Here is a 23,341-nt window from a genome sequence, read left to right as displayed (position 1 = left end):
TGATAAGATGTCTGTCTCATGTCTTCCATCCACGCTCTTGCCCGCCAAGAAATAAATTTCAAAGGCTGCAAAGCTAAAGTTAGTTAAAACTGACTAGGTAAAAATTTCAGTCCGTTAAAACGGACTTCAGCTATAAGCCTGGAACTGAAGTACCAGGCGTTTTAGGGGTGAGGTGCTGCTTCTTGATCAATCACTCAAATACTACTGTACGATTCCTATACACCAACACACGATTCTGTAAATGCAAACGCACTGCCCTTGCCAATACAACTCTCTCTAAATCCTTACCTTTTCTAATCAAATCTTCAACTTCATCGCGGTGGCTAACTCGCACTACATCTTGTTCAATAATTGGCCCCGCATCTAAATCAGAAGTTACATAATGTGCCGTTGCACCAATAATTTTCACGCCACGTTCAAAGGCTTTATGATAAGGATTTGCACCTACAAATGCTGGTAAAAATGAGTGGTGAATATTGATAATTTGCGGAAATTTAATAATAAAATCAGCACTTAAAATTTGCATATATTTTGCCAATACAACTAAATCAATTTTGTACTGCTGCAATAATTCTAATTGTTTGGCTTCTTGTTCTATTTTGTTCTCCTTTGTAATCGGAATATGGTGGTAGTCAATACCAAACTGCTCCGCCATCTCTCTCAGGTGGGGATGGTTACTGATAATAAGGGGAATCTCAGCAGTAAATTCTTTGGCACGATTGCGCCAAATCAAATCTAGCAGACAATGGTCTTGCTGACTAACCCAAATCGCAATCCGAGGAACAGTGTCGGAAAAATGAAGTTCCCATTGAGCCTGTAATGGTTGAGCGATCGCATTAAATGCAGGTGCGATCAACTCACGGGGCAAGTTAAACCCTGCTAATTGCCATTCAATACGCGTCAGAAACAAGCCTGCTGCAAAATCTGTATGTTGATCTGCATGAATAATATTGCCGCCATTAGAATAGATAAAGTTAGCAAATTTCGCTACTAGTCCCCGTTGATCGGGGCAAGAGATTAATAGGGTGGCTGTTGGACTTGTCATAAGAACATTAGTATATCGAAAGATTGATGTCACCAAGGATAGCTAAATTTAAGCTTAATTAAGATAGCAAAATTAGTATATTTTGTTTGAAAGTTTTTTTGTTGTTAGAAAAACTGTGTAGTAGTCACTAAGTTAGTGTTGAATTATTATAATTAATCGAGCAACAAATCATTTGAAATAGAGAATATAACTATAATTATGAATATAATCGAGCAAAATATTCTCTTTTACATAGCTATCATAATTTACTTAGTAATGACTTACTGTTTCTTTACTAACTGGCTGGAGTTCTTTCGACAAGACAAAGACATGAATCCAGCAGAACGATTATTTTCTGGTGTCATTTTGGTGATAGCTACTATTCTATGGCCGATAATCGTTCCTTTTGCTTATTTGGAGTTATTAAGATTTCACAAAAAGCATAAACAATCTATTGATAAATTAATTAATGAGTCTACTTCTAGTTTTGGCGATCGCTAAGATAAAAATACTAATTTATTAATAATAAATTTTAAATTTGTAGGATGCATTAACGCAGTATAATTTACATTAAGACTCCTACCAAAAGCCACTACATTGAACCTGGTAATGAGAAATAGAAGAAGATTGCTCTTTTCATCGTAGGGTATAAAGATATCAGGTAAGGTACTTTTGTGTTCTGATAAATACAGCGCAAATTCGATTGCATTGAATCATTTAATTTTGTGGAGTTGGTAAATTGAGGCTAGGTAAAGGTTTGCCTTCACCAACATTTGGAGTTTGTTTCCACTCTGATAGTTCGCGATTGACTGCATTTTCAAAATCTTTGGATACTAATAGCACATCTACATTCCCACTTGATTGACGAGCAGGATTAGTTTGAGCATACACGAAACTACCCTTAAAATCAGGCTTACCCAAAGTCAACTGATGAGTTTGCTGATTTTTCAGTACAATGACGATTGTTGCTTGAGGCTGAACTAAACCAAATTCGGTAAGCTGATCAGCTGGAATTGATAAAGTGCGATCGCTTTTACCTTTGACCAATAAATCCATTAAATAAGACACGATTGCGTCACTAGCTGGAGCTTGTTGGGGAGATGTTATTAACCACTGTGGTTGTTCTGAGCCTTTGTTACGCTCCAAATTGAGAGTATAATCTTTGGTTTTTACTGTCAAAGTCTGTACATCATCTGCTCTAAAAGAGAAAATCTGCTGTGTTTTTTTCTGTACTTCTTCTTGTTGAGTTTTTGAGTAAAATTCATAGAAGTAAACAAAACCGCCTAAACTCAACGCTAATAGTATTAAAATTAAAGTTGTTCGCTGTAGTTTCATATTTTAGTCATTAGTTAATGGTTAATGGCTAATGGCTAATAATTAATGGCTAATAATTAATGGCAATCAACTATTAACAATTAACTATTAACGATTTCCTTATCTTCGCAGCCACCACAAAACAAATGCTGCTGCAAATCCAATTAAAGGTAAAACTAACAGAGAAGAAAAGCCAATCACACCGGCTTGCAAGTTTGTCAGATTGATACGACGGTTTTTCGATTCTTTAGGGCGAATGGAAAGGGTTTGTTGATTTTGTTGAGTTGCCCAACTAACTGAATTAAGGAATACATCTCCATTTAGCTGCTGTAAAAATGAACCATTGGTAGCAAAGTCTGAATCGCCTATAATTACCATTCGAGACTCGGTGGCAGTTGAGCTAGGAGATGGTGATTCTACTGGTAGTTTACGCTTTAAAGCTACACCTAATGTTAAAGGCCCTTGGCGATCGCTTTCTTTGTCGAACTGCAAGTTTTCATTTTGGAGGTCGCTTTCTGCCCAAGTATTGGGATAAGCTTTGGTCAGTAATATAGGAGTAGCTTCAACGCCAGGCACAGGTGTGGTATAAATCGGTCGTGCTAAACGATAAAAAGAAATACCGTTACCAAAATCTTTTGTAATCGGATGTTGACCGTAATCTGTCACAATTGGCACAGCAGGGCCAAAAGCAACACTACCAGAGACATCGACTGCTAAACGATTATCCAGTTTTACACCCCATTGTGAGAGTAAATTATCGAGTTTGGGATCTGTACCTGGATCGAGCATCAGTAACAAATTACCACCGCGATTGAGATAGTTTTGTACTGCTGTGACTTCACTGTCCAAAAGCCCTCGTTTCGGATCGGCTATTACTAAGACATTGGCATCACTCGGAACACTGGATTTTTCTGCTAGATTGAGTGGGGCGGTGGTGTAATTTTTGTTGCCAAGAGCTTCAACAGCTTGTGACATACCATTTTCACTGCCATCAAGTGGGCGTTCGCCATGTCCTTGTAGGAAGTAAACTTTGGCACTCGTTGGATTAACGATTTGTTGCAGGCTGTTGGTTAACTTAACTTCTGAGAGGCGATCGCTAACATTTACTGTCTGCACCAATTGGCGTCTATTTCCAGATTGTAGGTAAACTTCACCATAATCTTTGACACCAAATTTCTCTGCCACTGCAAATCTAGTTTGCGGATCGACGAACTCAAACTGAAATTGAGGATTTTGTTGACGATAATTATCTAATAATTCTCGATCTTGGGGATTTTGAGCTACATCAAATACCCAAACTTTTACTGGTTGTTGTAAATTTTGTACTAATTGCTTTGATTCAGGTGCAAGGGTAAATAGCTGAGTTTCTGTTAAATCTGCTCGGAAGTAGTAGCGAGTAGCTAAGAAATTAATTAACCCTAAAATTGCTAAGACAGCCACAGTTGCCACCAAGGCATTAGTACTAGCTTGGGTAGAACGACGCCCCCACCAGCTACTGTATCGGCTTTTCCCTACTAACCATAAGCCAATAATTAGTATTCCAGAAATTATCAACGCTAAGGGTATTGCTCCCCATTGATCTGTAATTAAACCTGTGATTAAACCAGCAACAACTAGGGATTGGCCAATCCAAAATAATAGATAGTTCCAAGTTTTATTTTTTGCAATAATCTTCATTTTTTTAGTCACTTGTCCTACCCTTGTCCATACTAACGAGATTGTACAGACACGATGAATCGCGTCTCTACTAACCAATGACTAATGACTAATAACTACTGTCGTTGAAAGCGGAGTGCATCAATTGATTGTGCCGTGAGAAAGATACCTAAGATTATGTAACTGCCAAATAATACCAAGCTGCTAGTGTCAAAAATTCCTTGGATGAGATTATTGTAATGTTTTAATAGTGATAAATGCCCCAAAGCTTCTCCGATCGGGCCACTAACATTTTTAGCTACTAAATCAATAAATAGCAGCAACAAAATGACTGCAAAGGTAAGTACAGCTGCCAAAATTGTGCTGTCTGTCAAAGAAGAAATAAACATTCCCAACGATAAAATTGCTGCTGCTAGTAAGATTAATGCCAAATGTCCAAGCAGGGGAATGATGGGTGGCATTGCTGGAGTTGATCCACTCAAGGCGATCGCTTCCAATGCCAACAACGGTACTACCATCGTGATAAAAAATGTTAGCACTCCTAATAATTTACCTACAGCTACCGCCCAATTAGTAACTGGTGATGTAGCTAGCAGTTCTAAAGTACCGCGCTTGCGTTCTTCGGCATACAGCCCCATTGAGAGAATGGGCAGCACAAACAACAACAACCATCCCAAGCGATCTAGAAATGCCCGCACAAATTCATAAGGCACGTCTATTGGTGGTACTGGTACTCCAAATTGTTGTCCTTGCAGATCTGCTGCTGCTACTGCTGTTAAAATGCCGTCTGGCCCCATCAAAATGAGAACCAAGAACAATCCTGCCAAAAACCAAAAAATGCCAGCGATCGCATAAGCCAAGGGAGATACAAAATAACTCTGTAACTCTCGACGATAAATGGCAATAACGTTACTCAGTATTACACCCATTTAAGCTGCCTCCTCCTCATTAGTTATTGTTGAGTCAGCCTGATTTTCTGGAATATTTTCTTCCGTAGTTAGCTGCAAAAATACATCTTCTAATGTCGCACTAACGCGTCGCATTTCATACAAGTTAAATCCGGTACGTAGCAACGCTGCCGCAATTTCTTTTCCTGGTTCTGTACCTGGTTGCGAAATTACTCGCAGGTAAATACGCCCATCTTGAATCGGAGTATGACTTGGTAATGCCGTTGCAGTAATTGATTCTACCAGCTTCACACCTGGCAGATTTTGCAGCATTTGTTTAGCCAAACTTGCTTCGCCTTCAATTTCTAATTCATAGCCTGAGCCAACTGTTAATTGAGTCAACAAATGTTCTGGGGTATCGGTAGCTACTACTTTCCCGCGATTAATAATGGTGACGCGGTTACAAGTCATACTTACTTCTGGCAAAATGTGGGTGGAAAGAATAATAGTATGGGTACCAGCCAGGCTTTTAATTAAATTTCGCACCTCAATAATTTGTCGGGGATCTAGTCCTACTGTCGGTTCATCTAGAATAATCGCTGGTGGATCGTGAACAATTGCCTGAGCAATGCCTACTCTTTGACGATATCCTTTAGATAATTTGCGAATAATGACGCGGCGCTTTTGTTGTAAGTTGCAACGTTCTATAGCTGCTTTTACTTTCGCAGGGCGATCGCCTGCCGATACTCCTTTAATCCGCGCCACAAAATGCAAAAATCCTTCCACCGTCATTTCCGAATACAACGGTGGAGTTTCCGGTAAATAGCCAATCCTTTGCCGCACAGCAAGAGAATTTTCATGGACATCGAATCCAGCAATTCGGGCTGTACCGCTTGTTGCAGGCAAATAACCAGCTAAAATTCTCATAGTGGTAGTTTTGCCAGCGCCATTTGGCCCTAAAAATCCTAAGATTTCCCCTTTTTCGACGTTAAAAGTTACATCAGTAATTGCTGGGGTAGAGCCGTATATTTTACTCAAATGCTCAACTTCAATCATTGGTATCAGTTATCAGTTATCAATTATCAGTTACCAGTTACCAGCTCCCCATTCCCTGTTCCCTTTTATTTTGTTGTGACATTTTCTCATGGAGGTCTGTCTAGTAAATGACGAGTTTATGAAAATGAAACCACAAATTAACAAAACATCAAAAGTAGCTTACAAGATACAGGTGACAGCTTGGTTAAATTCCTCATTTTTCTTGCTTTCCCCTACAACGCCAGTCCGCTCAAGTCGGGAAACCCGCCCACGCGGCTGGCTCCCCTACACTCCACAACGCCAGTCGCACGCCACTTGTACTCAACGAGGGAAGCTCCAAGGGCGCAGTGGCTTTCCTATCCCTTCTATTTTTAAAACCATCTGACTATATTTTCATATGCAGACATAAAGTTCTTGTCATCAGGTAAATCAACAGTTATTTTTGATTGTCATGATTTAAAATTTTTGCTCGTATATAAATCATCAATGGTCAACTCTATCCTCGTTGCTACACTTTATGTCAACCCCGTAACGGGGAATGATAAAAATGCGGGGACGCGGTTGCTTCCCTATAAAACTCTTACCCGTGCTTTAAAACTATCTAGAACTGCAATCATTATTCAGCTAGCACCAGGAACCTATAGTTCTGCTAATGGTGAGCTTTTCCCACTTATCGTTCCAGGTGGAGTGATGGTAGTGGGTAATGAGGCAACCAAAGGTCAAGGTATTATCATTTCTGGAAGCGGTGAATATCAAAGTGAAAGTTTTGGAACGCAAAATATTACACTGCGATTACTAGATAATTCTAGTCTGATGGGTGTGACGGTTACTAATTCTATTGCCAAAGGTACTGGCGTCTGGATTGAATCAAATGCCTCACCAACTTTGGCTAATAATACTTTGGTTGGTTGTGGACGTGAAGGTGTTTTTGTTAGTGGTAATGCCAAACCAGCAATTCTAGATAATGTGTTTGTAGAAAATGGTGCCTCTGGGTTATTCATGGCACGTCATAGCAAAGGGGAAGTGTTGCGCAATGTTTGGCAACGCAATGCGATCGCCATCGCGATTAGTGATTTTGCTGCTCCTTTGCTTGCGAATAATCAAATCTCTCAAAACCAGACTGCGATCGCTCTTGCTAGAGAAGCACGACCCGTTCTGCTACACAATATTATTGAAAAAAATCCCCAAGGCGGTTTGTTGGTGAATGGCAATGCTATCCCCGATCTAGGTAGCGCTCACAATCCAGCAGGTAATATTTTTCGCGACAACGAAGCCTTTGACATTCAAAATGCCACATCAAATAAATTAGTTTCCGTTGGCAACCAACTCAATCCTGTGGGTATCAAGGGTTTAGTTGAATTAAGTGCAACGGCAGTCGAAGCTCCCAAGTCAGTGACTGTTAGTACTAGTTTTTCCGATCTACGGGGACATTGGGCAGCCGCTTTTGTGGAAGCTTTACTCAGTAAAGGTTTAATTAGTGGATTGGGCGATGGTAAGTTTCAAGCTCAAGCCTCGATGAATCGTGCCGCTTTTGCCGCTATTATTGCCAAGGCTTTTGATGTACCAGCAAAAAAACAAGTATCTAAATTCACAGATGTTAAACCAGACTTTTGGGCAGCAGCATCGATCCAGCGTGCTGCCAGTATGGGTTTTCTGGGTGGTTTCCCGGATGGAACTTTTCGACCAGGACAAAATTTAACTAAAGTCCAAGCGATTGTATCTATAGTAAATGGCTTACAAATCAATGGTGGTAATCCTCATGTGTTAGCAGTATATCGCGATCGCGCTCAAATACCCAGTTATGCAATTGACGCCATTGCGATCGCCACTCAAAAATTACTGGTACTAAATTATCCCCAAACCGAACTACTAGAACCGTTGCGGGATATCACTCGTGCCGAAGTAGCTGCGTTAATTTATCAAGCGTTAGTAGCCAATGGTAAACAAAAGCCCATTGTCTCTCCCTATATTGTCAATCCTGATGCAGATATTCCTTCGTTTACTGACATTATGGGGCATTGGGCAGAAGGGTTCATACGGGCTTTAGTAAGTATGAACATAACTCGTGGTTTTGCTGATGGCACCTATAAACCAGATAAATCGATGACTCGCGCTCAGTATACAGCTTTAGTTGTCGCTGCATTTAACCCAACTCCCAAACGTCCAGTACCAGATTTTACTGACGTACCCCCAGAATTTTGGGCATATAAGGCGATCCAACAAGCAGCACAAGGTGGTTTTGTTGGTGGATTTGGCGATGGTAGTTTCCACCCACAGCAAAATGTGCAACGGTTACAAGTAATCGTCTCCTTGGTAAACGGGCTTACCCTACCACCGGCTCATGCTGATACTTTATTAAATTTTAATGATCGCAATAAAATCCCTGAATATGCCCGTACAGCTGTCGCAACTGCTACAGTGCAAAGAATTATAGTTAACTACCCAGATCCTAAGCAAATCGAGCCTCTGCGAGAAGCAACACGGGCAGAAGTCGCAGCAATGGTGTATCAAGCTTTAGTTGCAATTGGGCGATCGCCCAGCGTTCATTCACCGTATATTGTTTCGCCTTTTTCTGTTACCAGCAAGTAGAATTAAGAACACCTCTTGAAAAAAGACACTCTTGGGACAAAACACTGTAGCAAAAAGCGCGGTAGGCTATATGCGACGGGAGCACAATTTAGCTGTATTGCCTCAAGTAGATAGCCCAATGTTCACGCCGACTTTGGGAACATCTGCTGACTTGGCAATAACCTTATTAATTCACTATAGTTTCGACCTCAGTGGTTATGGTGCTGCTGAACTAGTTGAGCGCTGGCAAAATCAATATCCAGATGGCTGGCTACACTTAGCGGTGATTGAAGCACTGTATCAAGGTCGCTACAAAGCCATATCGGTACAGCAAATATTAACACTCTGGCAACGACGCGATCAGCCTAGTTTTCATTTCAATATGGAATTTGAACGCCTGATTTGCAGTAAATTTCCTGAAAACTTAACTTCGTTTGCAACTCCATCCCTCAACTCTGCTCATCTTCATGAACAGAGATATCAAGCTTCTAGTTCACCGCAATTGCCATCTTATCAAAAACACTCTTCTGGGCATTTACAAACAGAGGAATCTCGCTATGGCAAAGGTTCTTCTACTCTCAAGCTTCCTACTCCCTTACCTCCTGTCTACCATTCTCCATCGAGCGATCGCCAAGCAAAGCTACTACCACCGGCTGTCAATCATCCACCAATTCAACAATTCACCCCCCAATGGTGCGATCGCTCGACATCTTTTACCGAAAAACTCAAAGCGATCGCCCAAGAAGAAAACCAAGATGAAAACAACTTATAGTAGTCCCCGATGCTGCTGATTCCTCACTTGGAACATCATCTCAATTTGATTATTTGCTCATGCAATCAAGACAACTGTTTATTGATGCTCGTATAAACAGTGTATGGCAAATGCTTGGCTTGAATTTAAAAGTATGATCCCAAATTGGCGAGCGGGAGTCTGGTTTCAAAATTCTGGACTAGCCGATTAATCAATTGTTTTAATCCAAAATCCAAAACTTGTACCGAGCTTGTCGAAGTATCCACGCATTGGTATGAATTCATAGTTGTGTTATTTAACATTTAAAACCTATCTGCCTACTCCATCTTTAAAGTAGAATTGTGATATGATTGCAGATTGTGTCCCTAATTTTGACACCTGCCTAGTTTTGGTAAAGTACATAGTTATTCATATTTGTTTATAAAATTTTTGAGTTCTGATTCTACTGGCAACAAAGCGGTTTGAAGCTAAAGATTAAAAATTCCGATCTGCCGTTTCAAAAATAGTGTTTCTTAAGGAAGCTATTAATCATGAGAATTTTGCTAGCAGAGGACGATCAGCGCATTGCTGAGTCACTTGCAGAAGCTCTTGCTGCTCAACATTATATTGTTGATGTAGCTACTGATGGTGAAAAAGGTTGGGATTTTGTGAGAACTTTTGCTTATGATTTATGTTTGCTGGATGTAATACTACCAGAACTAGACGGTATCAGCCTTTGTCAGCGTGTGCGCTCTCATGGTTATCAAATGCCAATTTTGCTAGTGACTGCTCGTGATGCAACTAACGATATAGTTACAGGGCTAGATGCAGGTGCAGACGACTATGTGCGTAAACCGTATAAGCTACAAGAATTATTGGCTCGGATCCGAGCGTTATTACGCCGTGGAAACACCACTTTATCACCTGTGATGGAGTGGGGAAGTTTGCAAATAGATCCTAATATTTGTCAAGCTACCTATGAAGGTAAGCCGTTACATCTCACACCCAAAGAGTACCGTTTATTAGAGCTTCTCCTTCGTCGTAATGGTTGCATTCTAAGTCGTAGCAACATTTTAGAGAACCTTTGGTCTTTTGAGGAGCCTCCAGAAGAAGACGCAGTCAAGGCTATTGTTAAACGTTTAAGACAGAAATTAAAAGCAGCTGGAGCACCCAGTGATTTTGTCGCCACAGCTTATGGAATGGGCTATTATCTCCAACAGCGTTCGCAACAGCAATTTCGCAACTATGAAGAGGCTACATCCTGCCAGAGTGTAAATAGTAGTTCTCTAGTCGGTAGGACAGGTATTTCATCTTAATATTGGATGCAAGGAAAAAATCTGGGCAACAGCAGTATCTCGATTGATTTGCATATAGCGTTTTGTCTAAGTTTTCATGTTTGAATCTCTGCACAGAAATTTTCTGTTTCCTTCTCTAAATAGACGCTTTACACTCGTGCTGCTTTCGGTGATGGCAATTTCAGCACTATCGGGGGTATTATCTTTAGAAAATTATAGATACTCTATAGCTAAATCTCAAAATTCCTACCTAGAGCCAGTTCACGATTTAAATGCTCGCCTGTTGGCTTTAGCTCAGAGTGCTGCTCCTTCTCTAACGATAATTAAAATTAATGCATTGCAAGGTGTAGAAGAAGCTAACGATCTGCCTTGGCGTAAGTCTTTCAAGGAAGGGCAAGGTTTGGAATGGTTTGATGCTAAGGGCAAACTTCTGGTAAGTGAAGGAAATACTTTCCCTAATGCTCCTTTAGCTAGAGTCCTATTTTATTCACGCTTGAACAAAGATGCTCCAGTAATAGAACAACATGAATATGTTCGTTCTGTGTCAATTGCTGTATATACCAAACAAGCAGATCGGGAAAATGAGAAGCTAGAAGGCTACATTCGCGCTAGCGAACTCACCTATCAAGTGGCATTGACAGCAAAATCACCTGAACTTGAATTAATTGAATTAGTGTTGATCATCTTTGCTGGCGTCAGTACCGTAAGCCTGTTCTGGTTTATGTTTAAGCCTCTAAAGAAGAATTTTCAACAGTTACAACATTTCAATGCCGATGTTGTTCACGAGCTACGCAATCCTTTAACGGCAATAAATATAGCTGCTGAAGTGATGCAAAGTCAATCACAACAACTTACTCCTCTAGTGGCAAAAAAGCTAGCAGTTATTCTCAGTTGTACCGAGCAGCTAACACGTTTAGTAGATGATTTGTCTATGCTATCAAAGCTAGATAAAGTGGAAAAAGACTCTCGTATTCATCATTCTCTTATCCCTTTAGATGAACTGCTAGAGGATTTAGTAGAACGCTTTGAGCCTCAAGCTGAAATTAGGAAAATTTATTTTGAGTCTCATTTACCCACTGGCATTTTTGTTACAGGTGATGCTCATCAACTCTGTCGTTTGTTTTCAAACCTTTTAGAGAATGCCTTTAAATACACAGCAGCAGGAGGAAGAATTGCTCTAATGTTGAGAATTGAGAAACGATTTGCTGTTGTACATATAGAAGATACTGGTATTGGTATTCCCCAAGAGAGTATACCACTCATCTTTGAGCGTTTTTGGCGATCTGATAAAGCAAGGCATAAACAAGAAGATGGTTTGGGATTAGGATTGGCGATCGCAAAATCCATCGTAGATAGACATAGCGGACAAATTAAAGTCAGAAGCACAGTCGGAGTTGGCAGTAGCTTTCGAGTCTACCTACCACTAGCTGGAACTAAAACTGCTTAAATCCATTTTTTATCTTCTCCGTATTAGTTCAATCAAGCTATGTGAGTTTGGTGAACGATTAACCTGAGTCTGATGTCCAGTTGAGCAGTTTAGCAACTTGTTCTGGTAGGAGCGTGGGGTTAAATGGAAGTGCGATCGCTCCAGCTATACCCATTTCTTGAAGCAGGAAAGGTGGAAACCAACTAGCTCTGGTACTAAGTAGCAAAATTGGAATAGATTGGGTGAGGGGATGATCTCTAAACTGTTGAAGAATCGATAAGTTATCAACGTCTAGGGTTGGTACATCTAGAAGAATAGCATCGGGCTGTTTTTTCATTAACACTTTAAGCCCTTCTTGCCAAGAGAAAACTGAAAATACATCCCAACCACCGAGATCGCGCAAACACACTTGTAAGACTTCTCGAACAGAAGCTTCACTATCGATCAGCAAAATTTGCTTACGGGACATAGCCTAAAGCTAGAGATGTTTGATGAGTAGTTGAGCAAAATTAAATTCATTCGTGGAGACAGAGAATAAGGAATAGCACAGAGAATGTGCAATTTATCAAGACTTTGTTGTAATTTTATGATTGAGAAGGTGACAAACCTGGAATAAAAAAGTGACAAAGTCGAGACATCAAAAAGCGATCGCTTGGCATCTTTGAACGAGAAACTCAAAGCGATCGCTCAAAAAAGTTAGAGATGAAAGTAGCTACAGGTTCATCATTAATCCATGAATACGCTGATATTCACGGATCATAATCGCGTTTTTTAGCTCAATTTTGGAAAGCAGGGAGTCAGGAAACTTATCGCCTGAATAGCGAGCTTGATACCAACTTTGACTCTCAAAATAGCGCTGCAACTTTGGCTCTTTAAACATCCGCCCGTGACGCGCATAGATTTCGTTACGCATCAGTGTTAGTTCCCAAGCACTGCGCCCTTTTAAGTCTGCTGAAGTTAGTAGCCGTTGTTGAAACAAGGGTATAGTTGTAGTGTTTAAAACCTTAGACTTGGCAAGTTGCGAGTCTTGTTTTTTGGGAGTTTGAGTAGTCGCTTTTGATACGGTTTGCTGTGCAGTATTTCCAGGTGTAGAGCTTGGTTTTGGGGATGCGGCTTTGGGTATACTAGTTTTATTTTTAACTTCTGTTTTTTTAGTTTGTGCAGGGCTAAAGCTTGGCTCTGGGATTGCGACTTCTGGTTTACTGATACTATTTTTGACTTCAGTTTCTTGACTCTGGGTTTGAGCAAACTTAGGATGCTGCCGTACTGAATTGAGCGGCTTATCCTTGGCTGCAACTTCTTGATTCGATAATACAGCCCAGGAACAAGCCCCTCCTGCAACAAATCCCCCCACAAACATCACAGAAGCTAACCCTACTTTAGAACTTACATCCCCAACAGATGAAGAACTTGGTTTTCGGAACTGGAACTTGGGTTTTTCCAGAGGAATTTGAGATTCTCTGGTATATGAATCAATTTCTTCCAGATTATCTTCTTCTAGGAAGATATAAGAAATGGTATCTAGTAATTTCTGCTGGTTTAAGGGTTTGTCATGGAGGTAGTGTCTAGTGGTATCTTTTTTTGGCGTCACTGGTTCTGGAACTAGATCGCTGAGTTCCAGTTCAAAAGTTAATATCTGTTGTGTTTGTTGTTCAGAATTTTGGGCATTTTCTTGAGTTTCTTGAGCTTGAAGAGCAACAATCTCACCATCTTCCTCTCCCAGATCTAGAGAAAGTAGACTAGAGATAATCAAAGGTTCTTCCTGCTGTGCATCAGGTTCATGAAACTCCTGAAAGTGATTTGCATTGATAGTGCTGTTACAAGTGCTATTAAGAGTGTCGTCCATATTAATGAAGTGCGAGTACAGCTAGGCAGTTGCCTGAAAGTGAAAATGAAGCACTAGAAAACTGACTTAACAATGCTGAGAGTTATGATTTTGAAAACTCAAAGCAATGTTTTGGGCAGAAGTAATTATGGCAAGATGCACAACTGTATCAAGTTAATTGATTGTTTCCCGTCATTTGCGGAAAACGATCAGATATATCTATTGAAGAAATTTTATACTACCCTTCAAAAAAGCGATCGCCCCTGATACCCCACATCAACAAGCGATCGCTTATGAAAAATTAGATCCGAAAAACTGTTAATGGTTAACAGTCAAAAGTTAACAATAATGTATGAATAACTATTAACTAATTGCCAATTAACTCCATCGTCGCTTGTAACCCATTATCATTAAGTATTTTCAGCATTTGTTCAGCGTTAGAGCGACTGCTAAAGACTCCCACTTGCATAGCTGCTTTACCTTGCCAAGAAGTCGCAAAGGCACCAGGAGCAAGAAACCTCACTAATTCCTGATCTTTTTGTGTTTGTACTGCTGCCATAACTCGGTAACGCCCTACCGCTTGAGATTGCCCACTCAATGAACTTCTAACTTGAGATGGTTTAGCACTAGCGCCAGGTACTGGCACTTTTCGCATATTAGTAGTATTGCCAAAGGGAATCTTGGCAGAAGGAACCGACAAAAGTGCTGCTTCGCCTGGAGGTACAGGTTGTAATACTGGCAATGACTGGGCAGCAGGTGCAACAAACTCTATGACATTGTCATCATTGTTAGCAATCTGCACGTTATTCGTCTGTGATTTGCCAGATGCATCTGTTTGCTGCCATCCCCTGACTGTTTGTCTACTCGTCAAGGTACTTGGAATTGGAGATGTTTCAGTCTTTGTGGAAGTGGGTTCCTTTAGTTTGGATGGTGTAACACGCAGACGAGACACTACAGAAGGTTGCTGTGAATTCCTGACATTTGCGCTTCTGAGCGCTCTCATCTCAGTTAATGCCCGTGGCACACCCATAGCAGTTTCTGTTGGCTGAGGTTGAGATTGTAAGTTACGGGCGATGGGTGCTGTTGTACCTTTGGTATCTACCTTACCAACGATGCGATCGCTTACTAATGTATTGCCGTAAGCAGGAATAGTTTGCTTGGCGGCGTTGGCGTTAATGTCATAACGTTTGTTGTTACGAAACTCGTTGCCACCAGCATCAGCAAGCCTACCTAAATCTGGCTGTGCTTGAGCGATCGCAACTAAACCATCTTCTTTACTACCCTGAATGATATTTTTCCTTATAATTGGGCGAGAAGCGGCTTGTACAATCATCCCACTTCTGTTGTCTTGAATTTGATTACCAACAATTAAGGGTTGAGCTTTTTGAGCAATATTAATCCCAAAACCCGTTTCCTGAAAAACATTTTCGCGAACTTCTGCATCAGAGGTGCCAGTAATTGTAATGCCGTTGGCTCCGTTACGATAAAACAAATTATGACGAATAATTGGTTTTCCGTTACCAGTTACGGTAACTCCATCTTGAGTACTGCCAGTAAAGGTATTCTCTGCTACTGTCAGATTGCTAGATTCAATCCATAAACCATAACCACGTGGGTTGGAGTTGGTAATAGTCACTCCAATTAACTGCGCTTCCTTAGCTCCCACAATCACAACATTTTTACTGCCAAAACTACGACTGAGATAGTCACCACCACCAGCGATAATAATATTGCGACCTTTGCTGCTAGCATCTCCTTGAAGCGTAACACCAGGCTTTAGTATTAAAGGAAACACCTCTCCTGTTTGGGAACTATAAGTTCCCTTGGCTAGCTTAATCGTAGTATTAGGAGCAGCTATTCGCAAAGCCTGAGTAATAGTTTTCAAAGGAGTGCTTTCACTCACCTTGCCTTGTTTGTCATCTCCGACACTTGGGTTGACAAAAAGCACGTTAACCTGAGAAATTGTACTCTCACTTGGGTGTATCTGCACTGGTGTCTTCGGTATCTGAGCAACAGCACGATCCAAGCAATTACCCAGAAAAACTGCACTACCTACTCCCATACCAACAAGCACAGATAAAAATGAAAAACGAGACAGGTGAGGAATTGCGACAAAAACACAAAAATATCTTTTGCGCTTTTGAGCAAATCTGTGTGTTAATTGGGTATCCTGCCAACAAGACTTAGAAAAAAAATGGAGGTCAATCACTTTTGCTGCACTCCCTATAAAAAGCTAGCATTTTTTATACTCTTTCTTTTGCAAAAATGTCGATCAGACTGCTTGATTACCGTAATGGTAGCTATTTTTGATACAAAGTGTTTTAATGAAGTGCCAGGGGCGAGAGTAGAAACATTCTACAATCCCTCATCTTAAATTCTTAGTAAAAAATTCGTAGATATGCAAAAAATATTGAGAATATGAAACAGGCTGACTGTTACGATGAAAGCACTAATGGGGTTGTTGTAATGGTCGAGCCATACAGCCAAAGAGAGCAAATCCAACAAGTTGTTTACCGCATCTTGGATGCAAACTTAGATCGGGTGCGGGAAGGCTTGCGAATTATTGAAGAATGGTGTCGCTTTGGCTTGAATAATTCCCAGCTAGCTGGGGAATGCAAGCGAATGCGGCAAGAGGTAGCAAGCTGGCATACAGCTCAATTGCGGGCGGCGCGTGATACACCAGGGGATTCTGGTACTGAATTAACCCATCCTCAAGAAGAGGAACGCTCAGGCATAAAATCCCTGCTGCAAGCTAACTTCTGTCGAGTGGAAGAAGCCTTGCGAGTGCTAGAAGAATATGGTAAGCTTTACCGCCCAAATATGGGGAAAGCTTTTAAACAAATGCGATATCGGGTTTATACCCTAGAAAGTGATTTAATGGGTTATCAACGGCATCAATTACTGTTGCGATCGCATTTGTATCTTGTCACTTCCCCCAAAGAAAATTTACTAGAAACTGTCGAAGCAGCCCTTAAAGGTGGGCTAACGTTAGTACAGTATCGCGATAAAAATGCTGATGATAGTACCCGGATTGCATTAGCTGAGAAATTGCGGCAGTTATGCCATGCTTATCATGCAATGTTCATCATTAATGACAGGGTAGATTTGGCTTTAGCAGTAGATGCTGATGGGGTACACTTGGGACAACAGGATATGCCCATTGCCATTGCCCGACAGTTACTAGGGCCTCATCGTTTGATTGGTCGTTCTACCACAAATGCGGATGAAATGCAACGGGCAATTACCGAAGGTGCGGATTATATTGGTGTAGGGCCAGTTTATGAAACTCCTACAAAAATTGGCAAGCCAGCTGCTGGTTTAGAATATGTCAGTTATGCTGCCAAACATTGTTCCATACCTTGGTTCGCCATTGGGGGTATAGATCCAAACAACATCAATGAGGTGATTGATGCTGGAGCGCAACGTGTAGCAGTGGTACGCAGTATCATGCAAGCCGAACAACCTACTTTGGTAACACAATATTTTCTATCGCAGCTAAATCGCATTCAACCAATTCCTGAAAAGTCCTATGTCTAATCAAATTACCCTTCAGGTAAATGGGGAAACTCATAGCTGCCCTTCTCAAAGTTCTTTACCCGATTTACTTCAACAGTTGGGGTTTAATCCTCGTTTGGTGGCAGTCGAGTATAACGGTGAAATTCTTCATCGTCAGTTTTGGCAAAATACTCAAGTGCAGCCAGGCGATCGCTTGGAAATAGTCACCATTGTTGGTGGTGGTTAAGTCAATAAGCAAGAATAGCGAGCCTCACGAACGTAAAGCCATCGATGCAAACTTCTCTTGTTGGCTAAGACTTTTCCCCTGCGCCCTAGTTTCTCGCGCAATTGTTTGTTCTCACATAGTTGTCTAAATGCTGCCAACATCTCGTTGCCTGAATTAGGATTTACTAGTATGCCATTTTCTCCATGGCGGATAACATCCATTGCAGTACCAAAACAAGAGGCGATTACAGGCTTGCTAAAATAACCAGCTTCTAGGTGAGCAATACTAAAGCTTTCAATACTAGCAGCCTTGCGATCGAATAAAGTTAGCATAGCAAAAATGTCACAAGCTGCATAGTAGCCAGCTAACTTACTATTAGATATGTGTCCGGCAAAATGTACCCACCGATCTAAGCGCAAATGCTGCACCTGAGAGCGAAGTTTTTGCTCAAAAGGGCCTTGTCCACAAATTATATAGTGGACATCTAGCCCCAAAGTTAACAGTAGCGGTAAATTGTCAATTACTAAGTTGTTGCCTTGATGCTTGTGAAGTGTTCCGACAGAAAGGATTACTACAGAGGATTGAGGAATATTGTAGCTGTTTCGCACCTGCAAGCGTAAATGCTCTATACTTGTGGAATTTTTAATGTCAAATTTTTCCCTTCTGACTACCGGGTGAATGACATGGGTAGGAGTATTAAATTGAAAATGCTTGGTAACAAAATCACGGGTGAAACAACTGTGACAAATAATGCCTGCGGCACGTTTTAGAGTAAATGCAAACAGTGATCGTGCTATGGGGTTACGCAAAGCACGCAAAATTTCATTTTCGTTTAGATAGATAAAAAAGCGAATCGGTAAAAGATAACTCAAAACTAATAAACAAAGAAAATCACAACCCTGGATCCACTCTATATAGCGATAGTGATAACGAAAATAGAGCTTAATTGCTAGTAGAAAATTGCATACAAAATTGAACAAAGGTGTTAAAAAAATTCCCTTCAAACCATCATACCAAAATGTAGGGATTTGCCAGCGATATATGGGAAAGTCTTGTGCTCGATCAAATGCTCTATCACCTATACAATTAGCCGTAAGCACAATTACTTTTTCCCGTTCTTGAAGACAACGATTGTATATATATTCCTCACTCCCGCCCTCTGTTGGTAAAAAAGTACGAGACATGATTAAGATATCTGGAGATGCAACTGTATCTCTAATTGTTGCTACCCTTTGGTAAATCTGTTTCATTAGGTATTAGATAATTAAACTTCTAAATAGTAGGAAAGCCGGAATTATTCTTTTTTAAAGAAGACTTTAACACTACTTAATTAGTTAAATAACAAGAAAAATATTACATTTATTCTAATAGTCAAGTATCAATATAATTTACTTATACTAATAATTAATAAAAAAGTATTTCCTATTTTCTAGCTTTAGCAACTTTGTTTTTGGGAAAATTGACATAGTAATTTTTATCTTTCATTCTAATTTGTAAATTTATATTTTAATTCACATACAGCGATGTCAATTAAAAACTTGGATAGCCATAGATAACTTAGTTCAAAAAACTAGATATTTTATTTATTGACTATCAAAAGTCAAAATTCCAAATAGGTTTATTAAAGTCAATAAAGTACAATTTGGTTCTAATTGCGAGACTTTTTATAATTTATCTTCAAAAATTACACATTTATTAAATTGTAAATAATTATACATAATTTTTTGATATTTATATATATTTTTTTGCATTCATTTTAGTTTCTTAATATTATTTAACTAACAATTTTGAAGAATTAGTATTTGAGTGCTGTCATAGTAATTTATATAGCAGGAACTACAAAGTAATTTTATATTTGAGTAATTTTGAATTATGAAATAATTTGTATAAAATACAAAAATTGTAATTGTGCTAAATCATTTAAATTTGATAACTAAAAATATAGCAATACTAGTTATTTTTCTAACTCCACTAAATTTTGTAAAATAATAATTGTAGAATCCCGCTTTAGTAAATAGCTGCATACTAACCTCATACAGCTTTAAGAGAGAATAACCGGAAAAGTTTTTATTAGGTATTCTTTTTAGTCATAAACACAATAGCTGAATCAAAACAAAATGTCTTGCCAAAATGGCAACTTTATTGGGGATTAGGGATTGGTGACTGGGTGTTGGGAGAAGAGGAAGAGATGGGAGATGGGGGAGAATTTATTCTTACCGATCTCTACTCCCTCAGCTCCTTGTCTCCCCTGCCCCTTGTCCTCTTCAAGCGTCCCCTTTTAGAACAAAAAAAATACAAGTACGGTTATTGCGATCGGAATACCCTCTAAAGATAGCTGTTGATATCGGGTTGGAAACGGTACATTGAAGATGTAGCCTGTGATGAGAGCTACTACTAATGGAAACTCGCTCCGGGCCATGGACTGGCGTCACTGACTAAACAAAAACATCCTACCCTAGTGAGAAAATCATAACCAAATACCGTTTTTCAAGCAATGTGTTATGCGTAAAAAACTACAACAAGCCATCAAACCGCTTTTAAAATCCCTATTTGTTCTGGTCGCAGTGTTCGCATTGGTGATAAGTCAAGCCGATGGAGCACTAGCAGCCCGTAGCGGAGGCAGGATTGGTGGTGGTTCCTTCAGAGCGCCCAGTAGCCGCCCCTACTCATCACCCCGGACTTACGCACCTCCTGGTGGAGGATACTATCCAGCGCCCTATCCTGTGTATCCAGGTGGTGGATGGGGATTTCCCTTTGTCGTGCCGATTTTTGGTGTCGGTGGCGGATTATTTAGCTTGCTAATTTTTCTGGCGATCGCTGGCTTTTTAGTCCAAACTTTCCGTCGTGCTACCAGTGGTGGCTATGAGGGTGGCTACGAAGAAGTTGGCTACAGCAATAATCCTCCTATTTCAATTGCGCGTTTGCAAGTGGGATTATTAGCTCAAGCTCGCGATTTACAACCCGAACTGAATCGCATTGCTGAAACTGCTGATACCAACTCTCCAGAAGGTAGAACTGAAGTATTACAAGAAGCCAGCCTGGCTTTACTTCGCCATCCAGAATACTGGGTATATGCAGGTGGTAGCACACAACAAGCACGTTTGAATGCAGCAGAAGGTGTATTTAACCGTTTAGCATTGGCTGAACGTAGCAAATTCACTGAGGAAACTTTATCTAACGTCAATAACCAGCTTAAAGCAGCTAATCCTAAAGGTGCTTTACCTTCTAGTGGTGAACTAGACAATCCAACCCGTTTGATTACCGAAGGGCCAGGAGAATACATTATAGTGACTTTACTGGCGGCGACTCTAGGTAAATTTGAAATTTCAGAAGTTAACAGTGCTGATGACTTGCGTCAAGCCTTACGTCAAATTGGTAGCATCCCCAGCGAAAAACTGTTGGCGATTGAACTGCTGTGGACTCCCCAAGCAGAAGGCGATGTCCTTACCACTGATGATATACTGGCGCAATACCCAGAGCTAAAACTGGTGTAGATTGAGGTGGAAAATTCCACTTATTAAGAAGAACCCCGACTTCTTAGAGAAGTCGGGGTTCTGTGTTTCAAGTTTATTTATATTTACTTACTCAGAAGAAATCATCTCAAATTCATTTAATTAATTATCATTCAAAACTCTCCGCGCCAGTCTCAATGATAAGTCTTTAAGTGAACTCGATATCATTCCTCTAAATCCAGTTGTTCAGTTTCTTGTTCCTCATAATCATAAGTAGTATTACTTATGATTGAGCTTAGTTCTTCTTCTTCCTCATCGTCATAATCGTAGTATTCTTCGGTACCACGTGGTATTAATCGACCTCTATTTCTCAACCATTCGAGAAATGATTCTTCATGCTTGAGAGGAATAACAGCTGCTCTCTGATTACGGGGTTCTTCGTGAAGAACTGGCTCAGACGGCTTCACCATATTTCCTCACCTCCACTAAGCTATACACTTAAATGCTATCGTTGCATATCAATTGTTAGGGACTGTCAATTGTAGTATTTGTTTCTGTTACTTTGGTAGTACATCAATAGACTGAGGTTTAGCAAAGGATAATCATTTTATTTATTAACTAAAAAGATTTTTTAATGCTCATCTTATCAAAAACTATTAAGATTTATTTGCCTTGTAGAGCGTATAATTATAATAACCACAGCTTTTTTGAATTGAGGCGATCGCTTCTACTATTGAGCTAACTTTAATATCAGGTGTAGTAATTAGCATCTCCCACAGATGAATCAGTGCTTGAGGAGCGCCTATTTTTCCTAAAGCCTCTGCTGCAATTTCACGCACAGCAAAGTCTTCGTGTTGACAAGCTTCAACTAATATATCCAATGACAACGGATTGGTTACTTGTGCTATGGCATAAAGAGAATCATAGTAAATATAGCTACCTTGTTCACCTTTGCAAGCTTGAACTAGAGCATCCACCGCTAAAGGAGTACCAATAGTTGCTAAGGCGCAGGCAGCCGCTTCGCTGATGCCTCCATAATTCAAAGCATTAATCAGAGCAGGTACAGCCACAACATCGCCGATATGTCCTAATGCATGGGCAGCGCGAATGCGAACACCATAGTCTTCATCTTCTAAAGCTTGAACCAACACATCCACTGCTTTTGGATCTCGAATTTGTCCTAAAGCACCAGCTGCTCCTCCACGCACTTCCGGCATTTCATCTTTTAAAGCCCGAATCAGTGCATCTACCGCTTTTGGGTTGGCAATTTTTCCTAACGACTCAGTAGCGTTTTCCCGAACTTCAAAATTCTCATCTTGCAACGCCCCAATCAAATTATCAATCACAGAGTCATCACCAATTTGTCCTAACTCAATAGCCGCAAAACTGCGAACATTAAAATCTTGATCCTGTAAAGCTTCGATCAGGGCATTGATTGACGAGGGATGGTAAATTTGTCCTAATGACTCAACAGCACAAACACGAACATCAGAGTCATCTGAGTTTAAAACCTGAATCAGCGCATCTACTGCCAATGGATCGCCAATATTTCCTAAAGCACAAACCGCACAAGCACGTACAATCGAATCTTCATCCCCTACAGCTTGAATTAGAGCATCTAACGCTTGTGGTGCGTTAATTTGCCCTAATTGAATCGCAGCAGATCGCCGCACACCAGAGCTTTGATCCAACAAACCCTCAATTAGAGCATCTACAGTTACACTATCGCTCGTCGGTTCTAAGACAGAAGTTTCTGCGGTGCAATGCTCACAGTTTTCTTTGTTTTGGGGATAGTCATCTTCATGAAATGCGATCGCCCTTTTATAACCTGTTATCCTCAACAGATAATTCCGACAAGTTTCAGGCACTTTTAGGCAAGCAACTAAACTCACTGTATGTTCTTTGAACTCTTGTTTCACCACTCCTGCTAGCTTTGCCCCCAAAATCAAATCTACTTCTAAAGCTAACCGAACAACTCGTGCCACCTGTACCTCATCATCTAGTTCCTGCAACATCTGCACTATGGGTTGTGTCCATTGCAGGTTATTTAAATAATCTTGTTTAAATTTTTGATCGCTGAGGTTGAGCACAACAGATGGCGAGTTGTGCAGCAACTCCAAAGGTGGCAACTTATCTTTGCTTTTACCCATGCCAATTTATGAACAGAAATGATTATTCTAAGCCAATAAAGGTAGGATAACTAGGGATTGGGAAATCAGAAATCCTAGTACCCAATTCAGTTGTTGTTTTTATGTCATTTTTTATCTTAATAGTGGCATTTGTTGGCTTTTAATGCAATGATCTAAATTAAGAGTAGAGTTGTGATCGCCTGCATTCAAAATTTCAAAGCTATCCCAATTCCTAATTGTTAACTCCTAGATGTGAAGCAATTAAAAATAGAGCGATCG

The 23,341-nt window shown here is 40.3% G+C and carries 21 protein-coding genes; 10 read left to right on the top strand and 11 right to left on the bottom strand.

Going from position 1 to position 23,341, the window contains the following annotated elements:
• Nucleotides 1-190: 190 nt before the first annotated feature.
• Complete coding sequence (gene purU, locus QUB80_RS11725; RefSeq protein WP_289789680.1) at nucleotides 191-1,045, bottom strand: formyltetrahydrofolate deformylase; 855 nt, start codon at nucleotides 1,043-1,045, stop codon at nucleotides 191-193.
• Between the two features lie 198 nt (nucleotides 1,046-1,243).
• On the opposite strand from purU, the gene QUB80_RS11720 reads away from it, so the two are divergent.
• On the top strand, nucleotides 1,244-1,525 hold the full coding sequence (locus QUB80_RS11720) for a hypothetical protein (protein ID WP_289789679.1): 282 nt from the start codon (nucleotides 1,244-1,246) through the stop codon (nucleotides 1,523-1,525).
• Nucleotides 1,526-1,741: 216 nt separating this feature from the next.
• Here the strand turns inward: QUB80_RS11720 and QUB80_RS11715 are convergent, their stop codons facing one another.
• The 4 genes from QUB80_RS11715 to QUB80_RS11700 form a co-directional block, all read right to left on the bottom strand.
• Nucleotides 1,742-2,359: a DUF4340 domain-containing protein gene (locus QUB80_RS11715; protein ID WP_289789678.1), complete on the bottom strand. Its 618-nt coding sequence runs from the start codon at nucleotides 2,357-2,359 to the stop codon at nucleotides 1,742-1,744.
• 99 nt (nucleotides 2,360-2,458) lie between these two features.
• Nucleotides 2,459-4,015: a GldG family protein gene (locus QUB80_RS11710; RefSeq protein WP_289789677.1), complete on the bottom strand. Its 1,557-nt coding sequence runs from the start codon at nucleotides 4,013-4,015 to the stop codon at nucleotides 2,459-2,461.
• A gap of 95 nt (nucleotides 4,016-4,110) precedes the next feature.
• Nucleotides 4,111-4,923, bottom strand: coding sequence for an ABC transporter permease (locus tag QUB80_RS11705; RefSeq protein ID WP_289789676.1), 813 nt, complete (start codon nucleotides 4,921-4,923; stop codon nucleotides 4,111-4,113).
• Nucleotides 4,924-5,937 (bottom strand): ABC transporter ATP-binding protein, encoded by a 1,014-nt coding sequence (locus QUB80_RS11700; protein WP_289789675.1) that lies wholly within the window; start codon nucleotides 5,935-5,937, stop codon nucleotides 4,924-4,926.
• Between the two features lie 124 nt (nucleotides 5,938-6,061).
• Here QUB80_RS11700 and QUB80_RS11695 point away from each other — a divergent pair, with 124 nt between their 5' ends.
• The 5 genes from QUB80_RS11695 (at nucleotide 6,062) to QUB80_RS11675 (ending at nucleotide 11,956) form a co-directional block, all read left to right on the top strand.
• Entirely contained in the window at nucleotides 6,062-6,301 is a 240-nt protein-coding gene (locus QUB80_RS11695) for a hypothetical protein (protein ID WP_289789674.1), read from the top strand.
• Between the two features lie 101 nt (nucleotides 6,302-6,402).
• Nucleotides 6,403-8,505 carry an S-layer homology domain-containing protein gene (locus tag QUB80_RS11690; protein ID WP_289789673.1) on the top strand — a complete coding sequence of 701 codons (2,103 nt, stop codon included), beginning with the start codon at nucleotides 6,403-6,405 and terminating at the stop codon, nucleotides 8,503-8,505.
• 70 nt (nucleotides 8,506-8,575) lie between these two features.
• A complete protein-coding gene (locus QUB80_RS11685; protein ID WP_289789672.1) occupies nucleotides 8,576-9,256 on the top strand; it encodes a hypothetical protein in 681 nt (226 codons plus the stop codon).
• Between the two features lie 509 nt (nucleotides 9,257-9,765).
• Nucleotides 9,766-10,530, top strand: coding sequence for a response regulator transcription factor (locus tag QUB80_RS11680; RefSeq protein ID WP_289789671.1), 765 nt, complete (start codon nucleotides 9,766-9,768; stop codon nucleotides 10,528-10,530).
• Between the two features lie 76 nt (nucleotides 10,531-10,606).
• Nucleotides 10,607-11,956 (top strand): sensor histidine kinase, encoded by a 1,350-nt coding sequence (locus QUB80_RS11675; RefSeq protein ID WP_289789670.1) that lies wholly within the window; start codon nucleotides 10,607-10,609, stop codon nucleotides 11,954-11,956.
• 58 nt (nucleotides 11,957-12,014) lie between these two features.
• Here the strand turns inward: QUB80_RS11675 and QUB80_RS11670 are convergent, their stop codons facing one another.
• The 3 genes from QUB80_RS11670 to QUB80_RS11660 all read right to left on the bottom strand — a co-directional run bounded on the left by QUB80_RS11670 (nucleotide 12,015) and on the right by QUB80_RS11660 (nucleotide 15,822).
• The gene (locus QUB80_RS11670; protein WP_289789669.1) at nucleotides 12,015-12,404 is read right to left on the bottom strand and encodes a response regulator; all 390 of its coding nucleotides are present in this window, start codon (nucleotides 12,402-12,404) and stop codon (nucleotides 12,015-12,017) included.
• A gap of 243 nt (nucleotides 12,405-12,647) precedes the next feature.
• Nucleotides 12,648-13,781 carry a YARHG domain-containing protein gene (locus QUB80_RS11665; protein WP_289789668.1) on the bottom strand — a complete coding sequence of 378 codons (1,134 nt, stop codon included), beginning with the start codon at nucleotides 13,779-13,781 and terminating at the stop codon, nucleotides 12,648-12,650.
• Nucleotides 13,782-14,127: 346 nt separating this feature from the next.
• The gene (locus QUB80_RS11660; protein WP_289789886.1) at nucleotides 14,128-15,822 is read right to left on the bottom strand and encodes a DUF1565 domain-containing protein; all 1,695 of its coding nucleotides are present in this window, start codon (nucleotides 15,820-15,822) and stop codon (nucleotides 14,128-14,130) included.
• Between the two features lie 356 nt (nucleotides 15,823-16,178).
• On the opposite strand from QUB80_RS11660, the gene QUB80_RS11655 reads away from it, so the two are divergent.
• Both QUB80_RS11655 and thiS read left to right on the top strand, forming a co-directional pair.
• On the top strand, nucleotides 16,179-17,297 hold the full coding sequence (locus QUB80_RS11655) for a thiamine phosphate synthase (protein ID WP_289789667.1): 1,119 nt from the start codon (nucleotides 16,179-16,181) through the stop codon (nucleotides 17,295-17,297).
• The gene (gene thiS / locus QUB80_RS11650; RefSeq protein ID WP_289789666.1) at nucleotides 17,290-17,502 is read left to right on the top strand and encodes a sulfur carrier protein ThiS; all 213 of its coding nucleotides are present in this window, start codon (nucleotides 17,290-17,292) and stop codon (nucleotides 17,500-17,502) included. Before QUB80_RS11655 ends, thiS begins: the two co-directional genes overlap by 8 nt.
• Here thiS and QUB80_RS11645 read toward each other — a convergent pair.
• Nucleotides 17,499-18,731, bottom strand: coding sequence for a glycosyltransferase family 4 protein (locus tag QUB80_RS11645; protein ID WP_289789665.1), 1,233 nt, complete (start codon nucleotides 18,729-18,731; stop codon nucleotides 17,499-17,501). The two genes, thiS and QUB80_RS11645, sit on opposite strands and share 4 nt — an antisense overlap.
• 872 nt (nucleotides 18,732-19,603) lie before the next feature.
• On the opposite strand from QUB80_RS11645, the gene QUB80_RS11640 reads away from it, so the two are divergent.
• Nucleotides 19,604-19,810 carry a hypothetical protein gene (locus QUB80_RS11640; RefSeq protein ID WP_289789664.1) on the top strand — a complete coding sequence of 69 codons (207 nt, stop codon included), beginning with the start codon at nucleotides 19,604-19,606 and terminating at the stop codon, nucleotides 19,808-19,810.
• 172 nt (nucleotides 19,811-19,982) lie between these two features.
• On the top strand, nucleotides 19,983-20,975 hold the full coding sequence (locus tag QUB80_RS11635; protein WP_289789663.1) for a DUF1517 domain-containing protein: 993 nt from the start codon (nucleotides 19,983-19,985) through the stop codon (nucleotides 20,973-20,975).
• Nucleotides 20,976-21,157: 182 nt separating this feature from the next.
• On the opposite strand, the gene QUB80_RS11630 is transcribed toward QUB80_RS11635, so the two are convergent.
• Both QUB80_RS11630 and QUB80_RS11625 read right to left on the bottom strand, forming a co-directional pair.
• Entirely contained in the window at nucleotides 21,158-21,403 is a 246-nt protein-coding gene (locus QUB80_RS11630; protein ID WP_289789662.1) for a DUF3134 family protein, read from the bottom strand.
• Nucleotides 21,404-21,589: 186 nt separating this feature from the next.
• On the bottom strand, nucleotides 21,590-23,083 hold the full coding sequence (locus QUB80_RS11625; protein WP_289789661.1) for a HEAT repeat domain-containing protein: 1,494 nt from the start codon (nucleotides 23,081-23,083) through the stop codon (nucleotides 21,590-21,592).
• Nucleotides 23,084-23,341 lie beyond the last annotated feature (258 nt).

Source organism: Chlorogloeopsis sp. ULAP01, assembly GCF_030381805.1.
In the GTDB taxonomy this organism is placed as follows: domain Bacteria; phylum Cyanobacteriota; class Cyanobacteriia; order Cyanobacteriales; family Nostocaceae; genus Chlorogloeopsis.
Note: the sequence above shows the minus strand (reverse complement) of the source record. Positions and strands in the feature narration are given on the sequence as shown.